The 22065-nt window shown below is 41.3% G+C and carries 11 protein-coding genes; 2 read left to right on the top strand and 9 right to left on the bottom strand.

The features are described from left to right. Positions 1 to 152 precede the first annotated feature (152 nt). Entirely contained in the window at positions 153 to 4064 is a 3912-nt protein-coding gene (locus tag AAGC65_RS02040) for a malectin domain-containing carbohydrate-binding protein (protein ID WP_343110735.1), read from the bottom strand. A 285-nt stretch (positions 4065 to 4349) separates the two neighbouring features. Between AAGC65_RS02040 and AAGC65_RS02035 the strand changes: the two genes are divergently transcribed. Next, the gene (locus AAGC65_RS02035; RefSeq protein ID WP_343110734.1) at positions 4350 to 5246 is read left to right on the top strand and encodes a LysR family transcriptional regulator; all 897 of its coding nucleotides are present in this window, start codon (positions 4350 to 4352) and stop codon (positions 5244 to 5246) included. Between the two features lie 69 nt (positions 5247 to 5315). Here AAGC65_RS02035 and AAGC65_RS02030 read toward each other — a convergent pair whose 3' ends face one another. From AAGC65_RS02030 to AAGC65_RS01995, 8 genes are all read right to left on the bottom strand, one after another. Next, positions 5316 to 6764: an arylsulfatase gene (locus AAGC65_RS02030; protein ID WP_343110733.1), complete on the bottom strand. Its 1449-nt coding sequence runs from the start codon at positions 6762 to 6764 to the stop codon at positions 5316 to 5318. A 10-nt stretch (positions 6765 to 6774) separates the two neighbouring features. Continuing rightward, the gene (locus AAGC65_RS02025) at positions 6775 to 8883 is read right to left on the bottom strand and encodes a prenyltransferase/squalene oxidase repeat-containing protein (protein WP_343110732.1); all 2109 of its coding nucleotides are present in this window, start codon (positions 8881 to 8883) and stop codon (positions 6775 to 6777) included. A gap of 33 nt (positions 8884 to 8916) precedes the next feature. Beyond that, on the bottom strand, positions 8917 to 11457 hold the full coding sequence (locus tag AAGC65_RS02020; protein ID WP_343110731.1) for a CehA/McbA family metallohydrolase: 2541 nt from the start codon (positions 11455 to 11457) through the stop codon (positions 8917 to 8919). Positions 11458 to 11606: 149 nt separating this feature from the next. Then, a complete protein-coding gene (locus AAGC65_RS02015) occupies positions 11607 to 13172 on the bottom strand; it encodes a sulfatase (RefSeq protein WP_343110730.1) in 1566 nt (521 codons plus the stop codon). Positions 13173 to 13249: 77 nt separating this feature from the next. Beyond that, complete coding sequence (locus tag AAGC65_RS02010; protein ID WP_343110729.1) at positions 13250 to 14290, bottom strand: hypothetical protein; 1041 nt, start codon at positions 14288 to 14290, stop codon at positions 13250 to 13252. A 218-nt stretch (positions 14291 to 14508) separates the two neighbouring features. Then, a complete protein-coding gene (locus AAGC65_RS02005; protein WP_343110728.1) occupies positions 14509 to 16158 on the bottom strand; it encodes a RagB/SusD family nutrient uptake outer membrane protein in 1650 nt (549 codons plus the stop codon). A gap of 10 nt (positions 16159 to 16168) precedes the next feature. Next, positions 16169 to 19576: a TonB-dependent receptor gene (locus AAGC65_RS02000; protein WP_343110727.1), complete on the bottom strand. Its 3408-nt coding sequence runs from the start codon at positions 19574 to 19576 to the stop codon at positions 16169 to 16171. Between the two features lie 308 nt (positions 19577 to 19884). Next, positions 19885 to 20994, bottom strand: a complete 1110-nt coding sequence (locus tag AAGC65_RS01995) for a FecR family protein (protein WP_343110726.1) — start codon at positions 20992 to 20994, stop codon at positions 19885 to 19887. Between the two features lie 388 nt (positions 20995 to 21382). Between AAGC65_RS01995 and AAGC65_RS01990 the strand changes: the two genes are divergently transcribed. Next, a complete protein-coding gene (locus tag AAGC65_RS01990; RefSeq protein WP_343110725.1) occupies positions 21383 to 22012 on the top strand; it encodes a sigma-70 family RNA polymerase sigma factor in 630 nt (209 codons plus the stop codon). The last annotated feature ends 53 nt before the right edge of the window (positions 22013 to 22065 follow it).

Raw genomic sequence — 22065 nt, 5'->3', positions numbered from 1 at the left:
ACAATGACAGACGAGATAATTTAACACTAACGGCAGTTTGCCGAAGAGGCCTGCATAAAAAAATCCAGCTCACCATAGTGAAGCTGGATTTGACAGGAGGCTAATATATTTTAGTTTATTTTTTGATCAAAATTTATCTAATTTTTAAAGAGCTATTGTCCTGCATCAACCATAAGTTTTGATACCAGGTTTCCTGTTGCACTTTGCGCGCTTATAATATAAACTCCTTTAGTAAGCGCATTATTTAGAGATACGTGTACACTGGCTCCTCCTAACTCATCGGCAACAAAGGTTTCAGTTTGTAATAACTTACCTGCCATATTAGTTACCAATATGGTTACCTTTTCATTTTTCGTAAAATTGCTTGCGTTCAGGAAAAATGAGGTGCCTATATTAGGATTAGGATATACTGTTATTTTTTTCTCAGTTGACGTGGGTGCTGATGCCAATCTAAGCGCACTCGCCGATGTATCAGTAGTATCCACCGCAGCAAATGCAGCAACATTCTGCACCTGGAATATCTCTAACCCGGCAATTCCTAACCGGTTGGCTGTTGGATCAAACCTAAAGCTCATGGTACCATCGGTTACGGATACAGCAACGTCTTTTACTATCGCCGAACGGTAGCCAACTTCTGAAAATATATCTAAGCTTGGTAAAGCAAGATTATTTTCAATATAAGTATTAAAAACCCTTGCCCCTACCGCGTTCCAATAATTTTCAACAAAATGCATCCTTACCAAGTAATTACCATTAGTAATTGGGATATTATACCTTGTTTCTGCCAGGTCTGCCGCTGCAGACAAATACGTTTGATATAAAACATCATCATCTGTGCATATTACAGGTCCTTTAACCATCTGCATGTCAAGCTTAATTGATCCGCTTCTATAATTTTTATCCGCTTCAAATACGGTTCCGTTTACGGTTACATTAGCATCTGCTCCGCCCTTTATTCGTTTCACCACATTAACGGTGGCGGTATTTGAGTTACCTATACCATATAATGGTATCCTAAGCGGACCAGCTGAACTGTTGTATTTTACCATCAAAGCCGCGTTTTTGATACCCACACTATTAGGATTAAACTTAACAGTTAATGCAGTTGTGCCCTGTACTGCCAGGTTAGTTGTAGTTAAAGCGCTTACCGAAAACTCAGCAGCATTAGGGCCCACTATCTGTAAGCCCTGTAATACAATTGGCGAATCGCTTGACCCATCAGGATATGTTTGTCCGTTATTCTTCAAAGTCAAGCTAAAGGACCCGGATGATGCCGTTTTTACAGGTCCAAAATCAATCGCAGTTTTCGGAAGCGATACCAGTTCTGAATAATGCAATGAGCCTGATTCAGGTTTGATATTTTCTACGTAATAAATATTGTCCTGATAATCGTAATTAGTGAACTGGGTTCCAAGATAATCGCAATCTAAAAAGTAAGCATTTGGAATAATGTTTCCTTTGGAGTCCATTGCTTTTAGCACTCTGATACCTATAAGCCCGTTAAAGTTTTGTGTTCTGTCTGTTGAAGCAGAACCTACTCTGAATCCGAATGAACCTGTTACGTTAAAGGTATTGGTTGCAGGCAATGTTGTACTACCAATAAGCCTTGGAATAACTGATTGCCCATCCAAATTATTATGTGTAAATACTAATGACGAGCCTGTAGAACCTTTTTTGAAATACCTTATAGATTCAATTGCCGAACAACAACCGTGATAAGCGGCAACCTGATGAACGGTTATTGGCTTAGTTGCATCGGCCTGAATAAAATAAGAAGCCACCACTTCACTGGAACCAGGTACCTTTGCCGAGCCATTAATATCACCATCATCATGGCTGTAGCCAGTTGTTGTTGTAAAACCTGCGGCCGTTATTATCTGCTGTGCATAAGGCTCACTCAAACCTTCGCCTGCAAGTTGTGATATACCGGTAAGTTTTACCCGTTTTACCGGAAATTTAGCATCATTACTGGTAATGGTTAATGAATCTGTAAATATTTTCAACCTTGTTCCCGCATCTTTTGTTATAAACTGGATGGTCACATCAACAAAAGCTTCTGAATTAATACTAAAAGGCACCTTTGCGGTTAAATCAGTACCTACAGAAACTACTTTCCAAGCGGTAGTATTTGATACCTGCAAATTAGTTACGGTAAGTTTGTTTACACCCCGGTTATTGATCCGGAGTTTTATCTTATCATGGTTAGCATTAAATGGAGTTGTATCCGGGCTGGTACGCCTCCACGGTGTTTTGATCAGTGAAAAAAGCAAGCGATCATCTGCCGGGAAGCCATCCGGGTTTTTTAGCACCATATAAGTACCTGTAGCTGGCGGAGAAGTGGTTGTGCCTATACTAAAAGCCGTGGCCGGACTTGTTTTCTTGTTGTTATTAGCATCAACGGCTTTTGCTACAATACTGTAACTACCAGCCGCGGTAACCGTAAAAGGTGTTGTATAATTTACAAACGCAGCGTTGTTTATGGAATATTTAAGCGAATCCATACCGGCTCCGCCAGCATCTGTTCCTGTTAAAAACACCTGTACCGGGCCACTATATACTCCGGGCGAACTGGTTGTTCCTGCAATTCTTAAGCTTACTGTTGGTACTGTAGTATCTGTTACCTGGCTGGCAGGCGCAATAGTTATATAATTTATTTTGCTGTTAACACCGCCATTTGCATCAATAGTAAGTTTTCCGTCTGATACTGTTACCACACCAATAGCTATCTTATGCTTGGCAGTAGTTGAAGTTGTCAGATCTGCTATGATCGGTAAGCCTTCGGCATTTATCTGGTGGGTACTATCAAAATAGCCTTCATCCCCTGCGCCAATGGTTACGCGGTAAGTTCCGTTAGTAACCGCGCACTCCCAGGTGCCTGGTAGTTGACCTTTATCGCTGGCCTGCATTTGTACCACTCCTAAAAGTTGCTTGGCGCTGGTACCTGTACGTATGCGCATATTAGCCGTCATATCCTGTGGGGCTTTTGTACTTGGATTTACCCAGCCAAAACCTCGGGCATCAGTATAAGAAAGACCATTATCAGGAGTGTAGCCCGCGGGAGCCGTTGAGGTTGAAGGTAAAAAGGCAATAGTTTTTGTAGTAGTTCCTGTTGCCTGTCCACCGCCGGAAATAGTGAAACTGCTTGCTGTGCTAATTTTTTCATTGTTATTAGCATCAGTAGCTTTCAGCAATATATTGTAGCTACCCGCAGCAGTTATGGTAAGCGGGCTTGTATAATTAACGTAAGCCGCGTTATTTATGGAGTATTGTAAAGATTTAATACCAGCGCTGCCACCATCTGTCGCGGTGCCAAAAACCTGTACCGAACCGGTATAAACACCTGCCGATTGAAGGCTTCCGGCAAGTCTGATGCTTGCAGTTGGCGCTGTAGTATCCGTTACCGGATCAGCATTGGCAATGCTGATATAATTTATTTTGCTATTAATGCCACCTGTAGCATCAATGGTAAGCTTACCATCGGTAACGGTTACTACCCCTATGGCTATTTTATGTTTAGCCGCATTTGTGGTTACCAGATCAGTAATAATGGGTAATCCCTCAGCATTTATTTGATGATCGCTGTCAAAATAAGCTTCGTCACCCGCGCCTATAGTTACCCGGTAAGTCCCGTTAGGAATGGTGTACTCCCAGGTACCGGGCAATTGTCCCTTGTCGCTTGCCTGCATCTGAACTACTCCCAAAAGCTGTTTAGCGCTTGAGCCTGTGCGGATACGCATATTGGGTGTCATATCCTGAGGCGCTTTAGTTGTTGGGTTTACCCAGCCAAAGCCACGTGCATCAGTATAAGCCAAACCATTATCTGTAGTATAACCAGTTGGTGCAGCTGTTCCGGACGGAACAAATGCTATATTTACTGTAGCCGGAATAGCAAATTCAAATGCTGCAGACTTAACAGCTACGGATCGGTCTGTTGCAAAATCGGTTGAACGATTTTTGTTTGAGGAAAAAGCAAACAGTGGCAAAACCACCAATAAGATAAGAGGAGTTTTGCTCAAATTAAACAAGCCATTGTTTATTTTACTATAGGTAATCATTGGAATCATACATATTAATTAGCAGAATACATTTCATAATACATAGCAATCCTTTTATATCAATATTACGGAATTTCAGGCGGAGAGGTGGTGTCATCAAGACGCATGTGACCAAATCGTATAATAGTGTGCATGAGGCAAATACGGTTATATGAAATTGAAAAACAGGTTATTATCAAGCTTAAAATTTGCTCCAGTATAGGAATAATAATCAAGAATAATTGTTAAACATACGGTAAGATTTTCAATACTTTTATTATCAAAAATGTATATTTGTATCATAAAAATAATAGAATGCTTAATTTAGAATGGCTCAGAACCTTTAAGGCTATATATGAAACCGGAACACTGTCTGCTGCTGCTCAACAGCTTTTCATTTCGCAGCCGGGGGTTAGCCTGCACCTTAATTCATTAGAGGCTTATACAGGGTATAAACTATTTGATCGCGCGGCGCGAAAAATGGTACCAACAGAGCGCGGAAAGATACTTTATAACTTTGTGTTAGACCCTTTGTTAAAATTGGAGAACGCCGAACAACTGTTTCACAGAACTTCAAAGGCCGAAAGATCTACTATTAGCGTGGGGATGTGTTTTGAAACTTTTCAATACACGTTAGAAGAACATGTAGCGCAATTGCCCTTTAACCTGATCATCAGGTTTGGTGAATATCCACAAATGCAGCAGGATCTGGATAATGGCTTACTCGATCTGATCATCACATCGCAAAAAGGCCATCAACCCAATCTGGAATATAAACCATTTTCAAAAGAACGGATCGTATTAGTAGCCGGAGCAAAAACAGACATAAGCCAGCTGAAACAATTATTGTTATCCAAAAACCTGCCTGAAAGCGAAGAATGGCTTAAACATCAGCTTTGGTACAGCACCGCTGCCGATATGGAACACCTCAAGAACTTCTGGGTGAAAAACTTTGGTAACCACCCTGATTTTAAACCCAACTTTATTGTTCCTAACATGAGTTCCATAATCCGGTGCCTCAGTAATGGTGAGGGTTTTTCTGTTGTACCGGATTTTTTGTGCCGTAAAGAAATTGAAGCTGGTAACATTCAACTCGTTTGGGAAGGCGAGCTGCACCTGGAAAATATACTTCATTTTGGCACACGCAAAAAAACCATTTACGCGGCCGAAATTAAAGAGCTTGAAAAATTACTGATCCAAAAATGGGTTTAACAGACTATACTTTTAACTATTGTTGAAAAAGTATAGTCTGATTTATTAAACAATTAGGTAATGGTGAAATCAATTACTCCCATCGTTACCATAATGTGATTCCCTCTTGGTTAAAGGAAACTCCGGATTATCTGTACGGGTTGATGCCATAGTAGCCTTAATTTTTGCAGCTATTTCAGGATATTTATTAGCCACGTTTGTTGTTTCGCCCATGTCAGTAGCCAGATCATACAATTCAAAGGGTTGTTCGTATTTAGCAATACCTTTCCAGTTGCCCATTCTGATTGCCTGCAAAGGCCCCTGTGTTTCGTTAACTTCCCAATAAAAAAAATCGTGATTTTTTTGCGCTTTAACATTACCGGTCAAAGTGGGCAGGTATGATATACCATCAACATTTTTAGTAGGCTTAATACCGGCAATTTCGCAGGCGGTTGGTAAAAAATCCCAAAAGGCAGCCGGCTGTTGAGTTACCGAGCCTGCTTTAATCTTAGACGGCCACCGGGCAGCAAACGGAATACGGATACCACCCTCATACATGGTTAACTTACTACCTCGCAAAGGTCCGCTTGCATCAAAAAACTCGTTATTAAATGCTGGTCCGTTATCGCTTGTAAATATAACCAGCGTATTATCATCAATACCTTGTTTTTTTAACTCCGCCATAATTCGCCCTACGTAACCGTCAAGTCTTGATACCATGCCTGCGAAAGTAGTATTACCTTCAGGGTCATGATAGTAATGAGCAGGTTTCATTGGCTTTTTAGGCCAACCCAGGCTTTCATAAGGCCTTTTTGAATCTTCAGGAACAGTTATTTCGTTGTGCGGAATAGTGTATGGCAGATACAGGAAAAACGGCTTATTTTTATTTTGCTGAATATAATTAATAGCCTGGGCGGTAAATGCATCATTGGAGTAAGTGCCTTTATGCTCGGCCGGTACATTATCTTTTAGTATAACCTTATCCCGATTTACCCAGATGTAAGGTGGATAGTAGTGATGTGCTTCTGTATGGGTTTTATAGCCGTAAAAGTAATCAAACCCATGATCCAGCGTGTTGCCCGTAGTATTACTCTCATCAAGTCCCCATTTGCCAATGATAGCAGTTGCATAACCGGCTCTCTTTAACTCAGAAGCAACAGTTATTTCATCGCTACCCAAATCGATTGATTTTCCGCTGGCTGTCCAGGCAGAAAGTTCACGTACATGAGCGTGGGCGGTGTTGATACCTGTCATCAAGGCAGCTCTTGACGGGCCGCATACCGCGGTTCCGGCATAATGTTGCTTAAATATTATACCCTCTTTAGCCAGTTGGTCGATGTTTGGAGTATTGATCTTTTTTTGACCGTTAAAGCCAACCTCACCATAGCCCAGGTCATCGGCCATGATATAAATAATGTTAGGCTTGCGCTGTTGAGGTAATTTTTTTTCAGGTGTTTTGAAACTTAACATCACACCGGCAGTCATTACCATCAACAGGAATGTGGAACCTGAAATCTGTTTCAGTTTATTATTTTTCATATAATATAAATCAGTTTTGAACATAGGTTTGTGTATAGGTTTCCACAGCGTTAGTACTTAAATTTTTAATAGTTGCCTCAATCCGATGCTGGCCTTTTGTCGGGTTTCCCCATACATACAGGTAATAAGCATCTGCTATTAAGCCTCTTTTATTTTTGATCACCGTATCTTTCGCCAAAACAACCTGCCCATCTACCTTTAATTCCTGCAAGGTTGCAGCCGGCGTTTTTAAGGCTTCGCGCACACTGTTCCAACGGCAACGAATACGGATGTTTAAGTCAGTCTCCGGTTTACCCGCCTCATATTGATCTTCCTTACCAATAATGGTAATCGCCACCTGCGGGCGGATCAGTTTATCAGGAGTACTCCACCATTTCCATGAAGGTTCTTTTGATATGAGAAATTTACGGGCGGCTTCTATACCACCCAGCATACGGGTTTTAAAGTTGCTTACACTATCATGCCGAACACCTACCACCCAATTGTTTTTCAACGCCTTGATCATGGCCTCGTAAGTAGGTTCCTTAGCTATAAACAGGGTACGGTGATTAGTTAGCTCGTCGGCCCACCACCAGGCTTCAATACCGTGTGCATCCTGCAGGGTAACCAGCGGCAACCGGTAACGGTACTCATTTAAATAAGGTAGCCAGAACGCGAAGTTTTGTCCGAAATGAACTGTACTGATACCCAGATAACCTAAATTGCTATTAATAGATTCGTCAATTAACAAGCGGGCCAATGGTTCGTTATTGCTAACCTGTAAAAGCAAACCGCCGTTAACATCTTTCAGCTGCTTCAGCGTAGTTTTTTTCAGTTCATCATAGGTTGCATTATCGCTGTAGTGTATCGGATATTTAGCTGGAGCTATATAATCCAGTACGTGATTAAAAGAACCCATCCCATCAACGGTTACATCATTGTCATGTGGTTCGTCAGCCAGAAAAAAGGTGACGGGAACTTTTTTGGCATCTGCTATTTTCTGTGCTTCTTCAACCCATCCTTTGGCTGGATATTTAGCTCCCCAGAGCTGAATTTTTAAACGATCTGCAAGCATAACAGCTTCCAGCGGGCTACCACCACCCTGGCCTTGAAATTGTACCGTATATACTTTGTAACCTGTAAAATCCGGATTAGATACAGACAGGGGTTTAGACATCGCCGCCTTATCAAGCGCAGAAAAACCATTGAGCACTTTTAAGGCATCAATAGCATAATAGGTGGCAATAGGAGTTGAGTGCAAGCCGGGCCTATCGCCGAAACCACCATCAGCATTGTGCAGGGATACCAAATAAGCAATAGCTGCCTGCACGTTTTTGGGCTTAGTACCTAACAATTGCAAAGCCTTTATACCTGCCCAGGTGTATATCACATCATCATTAATACCTATCTGCGGATTGGGTTGATGCGTAAAACCGCCGCTTTTTAACTGGCAGTTTTGCAACCATTCCGTAGTTTCGACAGTTTGAGCTTTAGGTGCTCCCAAAGCAGCCATAGCATACAAGCTCCAATAGGTATTTAATATATTACCATCACCTCCGGCTGCTGTTGGTGAATTGTTAAAGCTACCATTTGGCCTGCGATGACTTTGATAATAATCAATATATGCTATCCGATCTGTCAAGGGAACATTTACCAGCTTTTGACAAATAAGGATCATGGCCTCCTGGTACATCACCGGGTATTTGTGATCCTCATAATTGGCCAATAAGCCAGCTTGCGATTTCCAACCGGATACCATGCCCGCGAATGATGAAACATCACCACCTAACCATAAAATGGCCTGTATTTGCTCATAGGTAAGATTTCGCAATTCGGAGCCGCTGGGGCCAGCTTCCTTATTAGGTCCCCTTTGCGGATGATGCGTTCTGATAAATTCAGCTAATTGCGCTTTATTTGCCGGGAGTTGACCAATATCAAACAAAGTTCCGGTTACCGCAAAACATACTGTGGAATGCGAATCGGGCTGATCTTCCCAACCATAGCCGCCATCAGTTTTTAATAGTTTACCATTAATATATTTTTGCAGGTTAGTTCGCCACGCAGCTTGTCCATACACCATAATCGGGCACGATGCTACCGTTAAAAACAGGATGAGCGAAAAGGAAAATATCTTTTTCATAAGTTTATGAATGCTCAGAAGATCAATCATTAATTATTCCGATTCGCCTTTGGGTGCTCCCCTTTTTGATTTTTTGGCTGGCAAGGGCTGGCCCAGCATATCCTTGTTAGGCATAAAACCGTTACCATCCACATCAACAAAAACCGGGTTTGATAAGGCCATTGGTCGTACATTTCTTTCGCCCTCAACCAATCCTACGCTTTCATTTTGGCCATAGGCTAATACAATGATGTGCGCATCGGTTTTAAGCTGAACAGGCACCTCAGCTTTAAATGCCCTTACCGTACCCGGAAACATTTTCGGATTATTGGCCTTAGTAAACTTTAGCGTACTATCGGCTTTGCCATTTATAATAAGCTGTACGGTGTTAATTTTGCACCAGTTAGCAGTCATAATTTCAATACCTACTTTAACATTGCCGCCTATGGCTTTTACGTTGCTTCCGGGTAATTCATTGTTTACTAATACAGTCATGAAGGGGCCGTTGGTCATGATAACACGGCCATCCTTTACCTGGTGAGCTATTTCAACCGCATCAATTTTTTCAGGCACATCATTTTTAGTGTACACATAATTGAAAAGCGAGCCGGTAGCGTTCCCCACGGTATGGGCATCGGTGTTGGCAGTTCCGAAAATATGATAACCCAGGTTGAGCATTTGAAGCCATTGAAAAGAACGGGTATTGGCATCACCACCACCTAATGCCTCTGGCAGATCATACATGGTTTCCCTGATCTCCATTACATCTGTAAATTTTTCGGTACCATAGCCTTTATCCGGTTGCCCGTCATTATCTTTATCAAAGTAAAGGCGGCTTATCTCGGGGTGATTTTGCTGTACCAGCTTAAATTTTCCGTTATCGTAATTGTAAAGTCTACCTATTTGTACATAAGGATCTTTATCTGTTTTGGGAGCGCCATAGCCTCTTTTTTCTGGCTGAATCAACAACGGGAATCCTATCTGGTGATTAGTTTCCCCAGGGCCTGGTCTGCCGCTAAGCTCCATTCCTGCTGCTGAGGTTATAAACTTTTGCAGGCTTAATTCTTTGATCACATCCTCATAACTACTGATACGGTTATGCTCTGTAGCCGGGGCAAATTCAACCCCTGAAGCAGCCATGTTAATTACCCTGTCGGGTACGCCGGAGTTAGAATCACCGCTACGGGTGGTGTGGTTATGCAGATCGGCCAGTACGTACTCCAGGCTTGTAAAAGCACGATGGATTTTCACATTTACTTTATTTGCCTTGCCGACCACTGCTTTAACATTCACTACTTCAGCATCATATTCAGGGCCGTGTGAAATCACTATTTTATAATTACCTTCAGGAACGGGTACCGTAAACTTAGGGCTGTTGGCGTAATATAAGTTGCCATTACCGTTGCTGCGCGTAGGCGGACCAAGATTAACTTTCTTTTTACTATCCAGGTTGGTGAATGATACTTTAACCGGCAAAAACTCACCGTTTTGATCGCTAACCGTAAAATCAATTGTGGTTTCAGGTTTTAGTATAAAGTTTTGTTTGGGATTTGTTGCTTTTACATCATACACCATGCTGGCCGTGTCATGCCCCAGTTTGGTAACACTCATTTTAAACTGACCAAGCGGAACATAAAGCAACGCGTTGCCATCTACAGTAGTTAAGGCAGATGAAATGAGTTCGGATTGGTTATTCCTGGCGGTTACAAATACATCTTTTAGTAACTTACCATTTTTATCCTTTACGTTAACAGGTACTTTTTGCAGATTGATTGACGACGGTGCAATTACCAGTTGTTGCCTTTGCAGATCGGATACATTGGTACCAGTTAACAGTATGCGTGATAGGGTAAGCTCTTTACCAGCCTCCAGATCAATGGCATCATTTGGCTTTTCTGAAGTACCCTCATAGTAAATGCGGTGCCCCATCGTGATAAAATTGCGCTTGCCCGTAACCGGGGCCGTGTAAATCTGTTTTTGTGACGACATAACCCCATAGGCGGAATTATACCATTTGTTGTAAATAAACGCCATGTTGGTTTTGCCAACGGGTGTAATATCATCCAGGTTGTTATCACAACGCAGCATGTCATAAGGTGTAATTTTGATAGTTGCCGATGTTGTGTTCTTATAAGTGGTACTTACTTCTATATAAGCCTTACCATCAGTTAAAGTATAGGTGGTTTCGGCAGTAAAAGGTTCGTCTGTGGTAGCAAACTTTACCGTTTTTAGCTGTACCGATGTCCCAGTCGATTTTAAAACAATAATCGTATCGGCAGATGGCACATCAACCCTGGCTCCCTGCGGATAGAATACGGTAAGCTGATCGTTATTTTGGGCAAGGGTTGTAAAATCAATTACTGCGCCCTGTATTGACGATACCATTTGATTGGCTTCCCTGTCAAAAGCAGCGTTGGCTATTACAGCCACCACCTTATCATTTTTCATCACCCAATCGCCTATCATACCGTCTACCTCTTTGCCTTTGGGCAGCAGGTCCAGGTTATTTTTATTGAGGCGAATTATTTCTGCCGCGTAAGTATGCTGTACAAAGTTTAATAGTACTACAGCTAATAAAAACTTAATGATTCTCATAATATATTGACCAGGCATTCCATTTTAATTGTTCCCAATCAATAATCAAGACACCACTTTATTTATACTATACTATGCCACGCATAAAATTCTCGCATTATTTGTGTAACAAAAACAACGTGATAAATGGTTAGGAAGTGATTTGAGTACTACCATGTTCCTTTATATAAATGATCTTTTTTCTTTTCCAAAACAGGTTTTAATGGAATTTGGAGCCCTCCTGTTTGGCCTAACCAATCAAATAATTTATCATTAAGCTGTTTGGCAACGCCCTGAAATTTTTTATCGCGTATCAGGTTATTAACCTCGTATGGATCTTTCTGAATATCATACAACTGGTCAATATCCCATATACCCCAATTGCGGATAAACTTGTATTGATCGGTACGTACGGCATACTGGGTTGGTGTTTGCGGAAAATTGCTTTCCCAGTAATACTCGTAAAAAAACTCATTGCGCCACGGTACATCCTTTCCCTGAATAATAGGCAGGAACGACATTCCCTGCATTTGCTTAGGCTTTTGAACGCCGGCCATTTCTAAAATGGATGGCGCTATATCAATATTAAGCACCATTTGTTTAATTTTTGTGGCTGGTTTTATCAGATCTGGGCAGCGTGCCAGCAAAGGAACGCGCATAGACTCTTCATAAGCCTGGCGTTTATCAATTAGCCCATGTTCGCCAAATGAAAATCCATTATCGCCCATATAAATAACCAGGGTTTCTTTATCCAGACCATTATCTTTCAGATATTGCAATACACGGCCAACGCTTTTATCAATGCCCATGAGTGTTTCCAGATAATCAATATAAAACTGGTCAAAGTCTGTTTCACCGTGATACATGTAATCAACTCCGTGCCAGCTGTAACGCTGAGCCCTAACCCACTGCGGAATATCCTTATTATTGAAGGTATACATGCTGCCATCCTCACGTACGCCCTTGATAAATTTTTTGCTTGTAGGCGTCTCTGTCATAAACATAGATACCGGGTAATGAATTTGCAGATCTTTATAAAAACCCTTATCTGCTTTTGCCGGTTTAAAGTCGGCATGAACCGCCTTGTGCGACAGGTACATGAAAAAGGGCTTGTTTTTATCCCGTTTTTTTAACCATTCCAAACTCAAGTCGGTTAAAAGATCCGTGATATAGGTACTGTCCTGATACTTAACAATTTTGCCATCAATATTTAACGTTGGGTTATAGTAAACACCCTGCCCGCTAAAGCTAACCCACTTATTAAAACCCGGACGCGGATGGCCATCGCCGCCGCCCATGTGCCATTTCCCAAAAAAAGAAGTTTGGTAACCTGCCTTTTGCAGGTATTGCGGGAAATAAATAAGTGATGATGGAGCCGGCGATTCATTATCAACAACCGTATGTGTATGCGCATACTGCCCGGTTAAAATAGATGCCCGGCTGGGCGAACATAATGAGGTAGTAACAAAAGCGTTTTGAAAATGAGCACCTTCATTGGCAAGCCTATCCAGGTTCGGTGTTTTTAAACCCGGAACTTTACCGGTAAACCCCATAAAATCATACCGGTGATCGTCGGATAATATAAAGATGATATTACGGGGCTTTGTACCCGGATTTTTTTTATAAATAATGTTATTTATAGGTGTTTGGGCTTTCAACTCAACAATACCTGTTAAACACATGCCTAATAACGCCATCAAGAATGGCATTTTCCAAAACGTATTTTTTTTATACATCTATCTCTTATTCTGTTATTTAAAATTAACATAAAAAGCCCAAGACTTGCTTGAGCTTTTTATGTTTAAAGATTTTATTATTTTATTAATTGAGCATACGCGTCAATCGTACCATCGGCATCATCCCAGGTAAAGGTAGTGCCGTTTTTGTACCAATTACCTAAATACCATCCGGTTGGGCCTGCGTTATCGCCAATACCAGAGTTAAAGTATGATACCAGTTCAATATCGGTACGGCTGTTAACCCAGGTGCCTAATCCAACAATCCAGTTTTTACGATCAGTAGGGTTGGTATTAGCGTGTACACCGGTTTCAAACACACCAAAACGGGTAAAGCCCCAGGTTGCCATTTTGTTAAAATTGGCATTAAAGGTTTGAGTAGCGCTTACGGTTGGATCATTAGCATAACCATCTAAACCGGCAATAACCTGACTTTTTTGAGCAGCTGTTAAGTAAGTACCCATGTTGTAGTTATCAGGATTTCTGCCAGATGCCGCTTTAAATGTGTAAGACATTAATACATAGCAAGGGTGTACATTAGGATTTCCGGCTGCTAAAACCGCTGTAACAAATTGCGCGAAGGCATGTTGCAATACGTCAAAAGTATAACCGGTTTTTACGTTATCCTCCGGCTCGTGAAAGAAAACCAGGTAAATGGTTCTGCCTGCCGGAAAAGTTTGTACATACTCCTTAATCTGGTTAAAGTTTGTTCCATTAGCTGTTGCTACCCAATCAGGTTTTATTTCGCCAACAGAAACATCGCTGTTACCGATGTCATCAGCCATACCTGATGCCGCGAAATTTGCAGGGATACCGGTGTCATAGCTTCTGCGGAATTTTAGGCCGATGCCGCCGTTTTTGGTTTGAAGCCTGCGGTTTAAACGTTGCCATGATGTTATTGGCCCGTTACCGCCGGTTCCTAAGGTTTCGCCCGGGAATGGTTGTGAAGAAGCGCCCCAAATGGTGGTACCGGCGGCGGCAGAAGCAACTTTCTGCGTTTTGCTCATCGCATCAGCCTTGGCTGAAGTTACAGACTTTTCAGAGTTTTTGCTACAGCCCGCCATAAATATGGCTCCAGACAACAGCATGCCTAAGGCATAGGTGAACTTGGTTTTCATAGGTTTTAAGTAGTTTGATGTTTATATGTTGTTAATTAATTTCTCCGGTTTGAAAAACTCCCTACACTCATACCACATACATATACAAGAGGCCTATTTTATCATTTCATACCATTGATTTTCAATATTTTTTAACACCACACATTGCCGAGTAAACAACAAAGCCTTGTACTGTGCAGTACAAGGCTTTGTTGTTCCAATATCGCTAACGGTTATATTTATTGCGCCAGCTTAGGGTTGATATCAACCTCGCTTTGCGGTACTGGCCAGTACTCATCCTTACCTTTACGGAAAGCTTTGGTTGTTACATACCAACGGCTGTATGGATCTGCAACCGAACCTTTTTTCTTGATAGCGGTTTTTATACCCGGGAACGGGTGACCATAAAAGTCACCTTTTAAAACCTGGTCGGCAACGTGCCAGCGCAACAGATCCCATAACCTGATGCCTTCGAGCGCGAGTTCCACACGGCGTTCATTACGTAAAACAGGGCGCAGCAGTATTGGGTTAGTTTCTGTAATGCGGGGCATATTAACGGAGGTCCGTCCTCTCACTTTATTAATGGTAGCATCAAGCAAAGTTTGATCAATAGCTTGCCCGGCCTCCAGTTTGGCTTCTAAATAACTCAGTAAAACTTCCGCGTACCTGATAATAGGCAAGTTGCCACCATTACTGGTTGCTAAACCGGTTGTAAGGGCCTCGTTCATGTATTTTCTTACACCAAAACCGGTTTGGGTTAAGCCTGCGGTGCCTAACCTGTCTTTAGCGTTTACAGAATCAGGATTACAGATATACACCGAGCTGCCGTAAGGTGCATTATTATAAAGAATGGTATATTTTAATCTCGGATCACGGTTTTTACCCAGATCTTTCGGATCATATTTTGAATCGGTATAGCTAAAAGTACTTCCATCTGTAAACTGGTAAGCTTCCATTAAACTCACCAGCGGATTCATTAAATTAAATCCCCCACCCATTGAAGGTGCAAAGTGCTGCATAATAGGGTTAGCAAATAAAGTTGGAACAAACTGCGTACTGAATATATTCTCACTGCTGTTTTCATTCGCCTCCAAAAATATCGACTGGTAGTTGGGGTCGATGATACTGTCGCCAAAATCAACAATGGTTTTGTAGGTGTTAACAGCGTCAGTAAATTTACCTTCGGCAAGCTGCAGCCTGCCTAAAAATGCCAGCACCGCCTGCCTGTTCACCCTACCAATTTCTGAGGTGAGAATATCCTTTTGTCGCGGCACATCAAGCGCGGCAGCGGTATATTCGGCTATAACAAAATCAACCAGTTGCTGATGGGTAGCCTTTGAAACATTATTGGCTTCGGTTGGGGTAAGCACCTTAGTTACCAAAGGAGCCGAACCAAAATATTGCGACAAATAAAAGTACTGACTGGCCCTGATAAAGCGAACCTCGGCAATCATGCGCTTTTTACGTGTCGCGTCCATTGGTACTTTATCAATGTTTTCCAAAAAGTCATTACAACGGGCAACACGCAGGTAGCTGTTTGTCCAGTAATTTCCTAAAATAGCTACGTTAGCTGTTAATGTACCGTTAGTTAGTTTGTTGGTAGGTGCTGATTCGCCTGTACGCGGATAAGCATTATCAGTTGCCAGTTCCAGCCAGTTTAAGCCATTATAATCCCACCAGTCGCCGGGATTATATTCGGGAGCGTTTACTAGGATGTTACCACGGTAAACACCATTTAAAGCAATAAGAGCGTTTGCTTCTGAGGTCCAGAAAGTATCATTAGAGAATTTATCTAACGGGTTTTTATTCAGCTCCTTTTTGCATGACATGTTTGCCATCAACAGGACAGCCAGGGTTGTAAGCAAATATTTTATCTGATTAGTTTTCATACCAAATAGTTTAGAAAGTAACATTAACGCCAAGAGTGTAATTAGTGAGGATCGGATAGAAGTTTGTACCGGTATTTACTTCGGGATCCCAGCCTTTACGGTAATTATCAATAGTGAGCAGGTTTTCACCGCTCAAATAAATTCTGGCATTAGCTATGCCAACGCTTTGCATTAATTTTTTAGAAAATGTATAGCCTACCTGAGCGTTTTTAATCCGCAGATATGAGCCATTCAATATCCAGAATGATGATAGCGGTGTGTTAGCACTACCTGCACTGCTGAGCACCTCAACTCTCGGGTAAGCCGCGTGCGGGTTTGGGTTAGCCTCTGTCCAGCGTTCTTCATATTGCCACCTTTGTATGTTTGCGCCATTATTCATAGCAAACCCATAGTTGCCGGTCAGGTTGCCTTTTACCCCGGTTATGGCTTGTAATAATATGCTGGCATCAAAACCATGAAAGGTTACGCCAATGTTGGCTCCGTAGGTGTATTTAGGGATCTGGCTGCCCAGGTAAACGCGATCATAAGTTGGGTCAACTACCCCATCAGGTACCCCTTTTGGTCCGCTGATATCTTTATACCTGATGTCACCAGGTTTGGAAGCGGCTGTGATACTGGTAGAATATTTAGGCCAGCTGGCCACATCGGCAGCATCTTTAAATAACCCGTCGGCCACATAGCCGTAGTATAATTGCATCGGGTAACCGATAAACAAATCACTGCCATTACCAACCAACCCATTTGGCTGGGTAATGTTACCCACACCCAGGTCAAGCGCCTTGTTATTAATGATGGTGAAGTTTGTGCTTATATTTAAGCCTACCTTGCCTATTTGGTTATTATAGTTTAAGGTAAATTCCCATCCTTTATTTTCCAAGCTACCGGTATTTTGCTGAGACAGGCCAAAGCCTAATACATTTGATACGCTACTGCTTGGGCTGTACAAAATATCATAAGAGTAGCGGTTAAAGTAAGTCGCGGAGCCTGTTATGGTATTTTTAAACAATCCAAATACAATGCCTACATCTGTTGTGCGGGTTGATTCCCAATGCAAATTATTATCAACAATTTGTGAACGGGCCACGCCCGGCACTACTGTACCACCAAATGAGTAATCGGTGCCTGTATTGCCATTAATTACACCCAGCGTATTCTGATACGGGTAGTTCGACCTGATGTTCTGGTTACCCAAAGTTCCGCGGGATGCCTTTATTTTAAGTTCGTTGATCCAGGGATAATTATTTTTGATAAAGTTTTCCTGTCCTATTCTCCAACCTACGGCCACAGATGGGAAATAAGCGTACTTATTATCGGTAGGGAAACGGGATGAACCATCGCGCCTTACAACCCCCTCAACCAGGTACTTGCTGGCAAAGCTGTAATTAAGCCTTGCAAATTCCGATTCTATGGCCCATTCAGATCCGGTGCCTGAGTTAGTTTGCGATGCCGGAGACCCTAAATCAAGTTCGGTAAGATCATTACCCGGAAAGTCATTACGCGAAGCGGTAAAATTGTCTGATTTGGTCTCTTCAAATGAATAGCCTAACAATACGTTGATCTGGTGTTTTCCAAACTGCTTCGTATAATCTGCTGTACCCTGAAAGGTATAGTAATTCGTTTTGGCGTTTTTTCGGGTCAATGAATTGGGGCCATCTATTATTCCTCCACGTAATAGCTGTGTAGCGGCAAAGGCCGTGCTATCTAACTCTGTACGTACGTAGGAGGTAATGCCGGATAATTTTAAGCCAGGGAAAGGTTTATAGTCCAAACGTGCATTTCCGTTTAAATCAAGGTTGTTCCCCTTATTATATGCTTTCCCGGCCAAGCGTGATACAGGCGTACCGTTAGAGCCTAAACCCACACCATATTCGCCATTGCTGTAAACCGCCACCAGGTTGCCCGGCAGTTTAATAGCATCGCTGATTAAACCTAAAACATTGGTAGTAGGTTCATTTACATCGGCAGATATGGCTGATAAACGTGTAGTTAAACTTAATTTAGGGCTAATGTTGGTTGTCATGTTGAACCTGCCATTGTATTTGGCGTAATTTTCCCGGGCCACCAAACCATCCTGATACAAATAACCAAATGATACGTTGTACACATTAGCATCATTACCACCGCTTACACTTACGTTGTGTCCGGTTTGGCTGGTATGCTTTTTCATAATGAGATCCAGAAATTTGGTATTGGGATAGTTATCCGGATCTGATCCATCCTTAAACTTCTGGATTTGCTCTGGCGTAAACGTAGGCGACGGGCTACCTTCATTATATGCGGTAGCGTACTCCCATGAGTTTACAAACTCTGGCAAGGCTGTGGCCACCTGCGATCCGAAATAGCCGCTGTAGTTAACCTTAACTTTCCCTTTAGCACCACTTTTGGTAGTAACCAAAATAACACCATTAGCTGCACGGGCACCATAAATCGCTGCAGATGACGCGTCTTTTAATACCGAAATACTTTCTACATCATTCGGATCAATATCATTAAATCCATCTGTAGGGATACCATCTACCAAAATAAATGGCGAAGGATCGGCGCCAAAAGAACCTACTCCTCTAATGCTGATGGCACCGCTTGCAAAACCCGGCCTTCCATTACGCTGGGTAACTGTAACACCGGGCAGCTGCCCGGTTAAGGCATTTTGTAATTGAGTAACCGGGCGGTTGGTTAACTTATCGCCGGAGATCTGTACGATAGAGCCAACCACATTCTCTCTTTTTTGAGTACCATAGCCCACAACAACCACCTCAGTAAGCGATTTTTGGTTGAGCTCCATATTTACATTAATAACCGTACGGCCATTGAGCGCTATCTCCTGCGCATTATATCCCACAAATGAAAAAACTAATGCGATATTGGTATTGGTTAAGTTAATGGAGAACCTGCCGTTTGCATCGGTTGAGGTAGACTGCTCGCTTCCTTTAACCTTTATGGTAACGCCGGGCAAGGGCAAGCCTTTCTCATCAATTACTTTACCCGTTACCTCTGCAATACTTACAATTTCGTTTTTTTTATGGATTACTACCAGATCGCCCACTGCCTCGTAGGTCATACCCTGATTGTAAAGCACCTGCTTTAAAACCTCATTAACGGTTTGATCCTGTGCGCTCAATGATATCTGGACTTTACTGATATTTTCGGCGCTGTAAGCCAGCTTGATATCTGCCAGTTTCTCAATTATTTTTAAAACACGTTTAACCTCCGTATTTTTTACTTCAATGGTTATTCTTTTATCCAGCGCGTTTTGTGTGAACGCTTTGGCATCCATTACAAAAAGCAGGAAAAAGAAAAAAACTAAAGCGTAAACGTTACTACATTTCATACACAATAAATTTTGTTGGTTAGTTTGTTCATTAGGATTAGGAGTTTCATTAGTTGTACCATTGGCTTTGATCATCCAACGGATTAACATTGATTTTTAAAATCAGCTGTTTGAGGGGTATAGCCCAAACAAAACCTTCAGTTGAAAAAAAATCGCGATTTAAGTTAGTGCTCATGATTATTATTACAGAGACATGCTTTTTAAATCGATACCAATTCTTTTTATTTTTTATTTTACATGAACACTAAAGCCCAAACCTAATTAGTGCGAGCTAAGCAACTGCCAGAAGTAAAGTTTTTGAGGAGGACACAAAGCGATATATGACTATCATTATTTAGCTACAGATGATGCCTAAAAAATGGAAGTAATAAATGAAGGAGATAAGTAACAGAACAGCCTTAACGCTCCTGATTGATATAGATGTTACGGTCAATTATTTCATAATGACAGTTCAATATCTTACATATAACATCTAATTTTTGATACATGGTGGTGTTCGTTAAATCGCCGGTAAAGGTTTTACCAGTCACCAGCTTTTCATCATAAATAACCTCAATACCGTACAGTTGCTTAATTGAAGTTAATACCTGCTTAATAGAGGTATCAACAAAATGAAGGTTCAGGGTACTATCGGCCAGCTGCGGATTTTCGATAATGGAAGCTTCGAGCCGGTGATTATCAATACCATAAATAGCTTTTTGATTGCGGGTTAATATTATGCCGCCATCTTTTTCATTGCTTTTCTCGGGCTTAGCATTTTTCAGGTTAAAAGAGTTCACCGAAACAATTCCGGATATAACCTCAACAACCGCTTTTTTATCCGTATCAAATGAGTTTATCTTAAACCGGGTGCCTAACACCTTAGTAACAATGCCATTTGCATATACCAAAAACGGTTTTGCCGGATTTTTAGCTACCGAAAAAAACGCGGCCCCATTCAAATAAACCGACCGGTTATTTTTTTTCAGAAAGGTTTTAGGGAAGCTTAGTCTCGATCTGTTCTGCAAAGTTACCAAACTTCCATCTTCCAGTTTAATGGTAAGCGGTTTACCTGTATTATTATACTGTTCGGTGAGTACCGCGGTATTGTCGGCTACCAGTTGCTGATAAATTGACCTATCAGCCTTTTGTATATAAAAGTAAGCTCCAAATATCCCGATGATCAGCGAAGCAGCAATACCGCTTAACCAATAGAGCCGGCCTTTGTCTTTTTTAAGCCTTGGTACTTCATCATCAGCCTGACTAAGATCTCCTACACTAATTTTTCTAATAGTATCATCCACGATTGACCGTATCTCACGGTCTGATATCTGCGGGTCTGAAACCTTAAATGACAAAATTATTTCCTTGGCATCATCTATCATGGCTTCTTTTTCCGGGTTATTGCTTATCCAGCTTATCCAGAACAGATCATCATCTGTATCTGGTGATAATACCCATTTGTTGAAATCATCATCTAATACAAAATCAAGAAGATTGTAATTTTGAAATTTGTTGTTATTATACATATTATATTAGAAAGACCCAGCCCAAGGGTTTTGATACTATTTTTTTATAATATTTTATGCCAATAGTGCAAAATCTGCGCAATAATGCACAATCAGATAACTTATTTTTAAACCCACACCATCATATACACATCATATAAATGCTTAACTAAAACTTAATGCTTTAGTAGTATTCTGATATTACACCCGATATACTTTTACAACGCATCGGACATCAATGCATATATACTGCCATCAAATAAAAACAGGATAAGTAAATAAAGCTGTTTCTGACAAAATTCTGGTTTGATTTACAGGTTTAAAAATACAGATACTATTTGTAATAAACCTCCGCATGGGCAGTTTGGCAACTTAACAATCGCACGTTTACATACTATTATATACTGTTATGGATGCTACTCAGGATAATTCTATCTGGCAAAATTTTGTTGATGGCGATATTGCCGCTCTAAATATTTTAATGGAAAAGTATTTCCGTTTTTTGTTTAATTACGGAACAAAGATCTGCAAAAACGAAGAGCTTGTTAAAGATACCGTACAGGAGTTATTCATAAAACTCTGGAACAGAAAAGCACACCTGAGCCGCGAAGTTAATATCAAAGCCTACCTGATCACTTCCCTGCGCCGTTCACTGTACAGAAAAATACAATCATTAGAAAAGTTTGAGCGCTTTACCGATTACGATAATGAACTGCTGCCATTTGACCTGGAAATATCGGTTGAGCAAAAGTTTATCAATAACGAGTTCAATAAGCTTTTGGCCCTTAAACTGGCAAAACATACTCAGCTGTTACCTAAACGGCAAAAAGAAGTATTGTACTTGAAATTTATGCAAAATTTAAGTCGCGAAGAAATTGCCCAGGTAATGGATATTAGCCTGCAAACGGTTTCAAATATTTGCCAGATGGCCCTCAAAAACCTGCGCGATCAACTTCAGAAAAACAATCATTCTAAAAACTATTTCTATAGCATAACGCCGCTTTTACCCATTTTAATGGAATTTTTTATTAATCAATAGTATATAGTCTTCAAAAAGGTGTCTGTATATTTATAGCCGTATAACCGGCTATA

The organism is Mucilaginibacter sp. (assembly GCF_039207105.1).
GTDB lineage: Bacteria > Bacteroidota > Bacteroidia > Sphingobacteriales > Sphingobacteriaceae > Mucilaginibacter.
This window is presented reverse-complemented; position numbering and strand designations above follow the sequence as displayed.